The following is a 1,967-nucleotide window of genomic DNA, read 5'->3' as shown; positions in this document are numbered from 1 at the left end:
GGTGGGCCCAGCGGCCTTGAGGGTGATCCGGTCCAGCTCCAGAAGTACCTCCCCTTGCTGGTTGCAGACCACGGCCCGGCCGCGCACGGCGCCCGCGGATGTGTCGCCGGAGCCGGAATCGGCGGGCTCGTCCCGCTCGACCAGGGCGATGACCGTGCCGGAGATCCGGCGGCGGGCCACCAGCCGGCCGACGTACCAGGGCAGGCACGCGCCGGCCGAACCGTCGTCGAGCATGCCGAGCGCCTGGAAGACGCTGTCGAGCAGCGGCGGCGGTACGAACGGGGGCACCGCCCCGCCGTCCGCGCCGTCCTCGGCGCGGAGCATCAGCAGCATGCGGCCGGGGCCGCGGTGCGCCGACCGGATGACGCGGTAGGCGGGCCCGTAGGCGATGCCGCTCGCGTCCCGCCAGGCCGCCAGGTCCGCCTGCGGGACCTGCTGGGTGCAGCCAGCCCTGAGCCCGGCCACGTCGACGTACCGGGGCGGCGGGAGCGGGGTGCCGGTCACGCGGGCGGCGCTGTGCTCGACCGGCTCCTCGCCGGGCGCCGACGGCACGGAGCGGATCGCGTACCGGCCGTCCCCGGCCGCCGCCACGTCGATGCCGGCCTCGGCACCGGGGACGGTCAGCGGCGCCCTGAACGCGATCTGCTCCAGCTTCCACACCCGGTCGGGCCGCTCGGCGTCGCGGGCGGCGAGCAGGGCGTCGATCTGCGCGGCGGCGGGCACGACCGGGACGCCGCCGATCCGGTGGTCGGCGACCAGCGGGTCGGCGGCCGTGAGGGTGATCCGGCGGGCGCTCATGTGCGCAGCCCGAAGCGGCCGGTGGCCCGCACGAGGCCGTTCACCTGGATGTCGACGGCGTGCTCGCCGGGGTAGTACGTGCGGGTCTGGATCTCTCGGATCGGGTGGGACTTCTTCAGCGTGCGCTTCTCGCCGGGTCCGAGTTCGAGCGTGGTCAGCTTGAAGACCTTGGGGATGCTGCGCCCGTTCTTGCGGACGTGGTGCACCACGTAGTCGATGGCGAGGCTGTGCCGGCGGTCGTCGGTGTTCTCGATGTCGAAGTCGATGACGAGGGTGTCGCCGACGGTGACCGCCTCCGGGGAGATCCGCAGCCGGGGTACGAGCACGTGCTCGCCGCCGGTCGCCCCGAGGAGGGCCAGGGCCTGCTGGTCGCCCTTCTTCACGAGGGTGCGCAGGCCGTGCTTGACGATCCAGCGGGTCTCAGGGGTGGGGCTCTCCTCCAGCCAGCGCAGAGCAGTGTCGAGGGCGACCTGGGGGTGGTCCTTGGAGATGTCGTTGAGGTTGTTGGCGACGGACTTGCGCACGTACTCGGAGGAGTCGCTGCGCAGCGGTTCGAGGATCTCCAGGACCGGGTGCGGGTCCTGGACGAAGACGGTGAGCGTGCGGTGCCAGGGCAGCCGGGAGCGGACGCCCTCGGTGGCCAGCCGGCGCACGTTGTGACTGGGGCTGACGGCCCAGCGGGCGACCCGCTCCAAAGTCAGCTCGTAGTGCTGCTCGAGGTAGGGCCGGATGGCGTACTCGCCGGTGTGCCGCTTGGTGATCTCCTCGATGGCGTCGAGGGACAGCTCGGGGTGGTGGAGGCCGTACTCCTCGACGAAGCGGGCCACCGGCATGAGGAACCAGCTGCTGTTAAACATGCCCTCGCCCTCGGCGAGTTCGTCCTCGAGGATCGCGAGGAGGATCGGCACAGCTGCCCTGTAGTCCTCGGGGAGTCGCGTCCGCAGCCCTTCCGCGAGGACCATCACGCGGTCCTTCAGCTCCAGTCCGGGAATCCGTTTCTCGACCTCGGCCGCATAGTCCTCCACGTCGAAGCCCGGGTGGACGGCCCGGATCTTACCGCCGATGAGGCGGGCCGCGTCGCCGTTGAAGTGACGCTTCAGTCCGTACTCGCTAGCCATGGTGCTGGCGCCTCTCGTTCCTGTGGTGCGGGTGTTGCCTGTCCTGCGGTT

2 protein-coding genes are annotated in these 1,967 nt (G+C 71.7%); both read right to left on the bottom strand.

Annotated elements, in window-relative coordinates:
- A partial coding sequence (locus B9S58_RS05150) for a polyketide synthase dehydratase domain-containing protein (protein ID WP_181009191.1) occupies positions 1-798 on the bottom strand: 798 nt, incomplete at its 3' end.
- A complete protein-coding gene (locus tag B9S58_RS05145) occupies positions 795-1,916 on the bottom strand; it encodes a DNA alkylation repair protein (protein ID WP_103530945.1) in 1,122 nt (373 codons plus the stop codon). The genes B9S58_RS05150 and B9S58_RS05145, both read right to left, overlap by 4 nt.
- Between the last annotated feature and the right edge of the window lie 51 nt (positions 1,917-1,967).

It is taken from the genome of Streptomyces sp. SM11 (genome assembly GCF_002910905.1).
In the GTDB taxonomy this organism is placed as follows: domain Bacteria; phylum Actinomycetota; class Actinomycetes; order Streptomycetales; family Streptomycetaceae; genus Streptomyces.
Note: the sequence above shows the minus strand (reverse complement) of the source record. Positions and strands in the feature narration are given on the sequence as shown.

Excerpts from the sequence above, each read along its gene's own strand:
- B9S58_RS05145 (WP_103530945.1), bottom strand. The coding sequence starts at position 1,916 with ATGGCTAGCGAGTACGGACTGAAGCGTCACTTCAACGGCGACGCGGCC.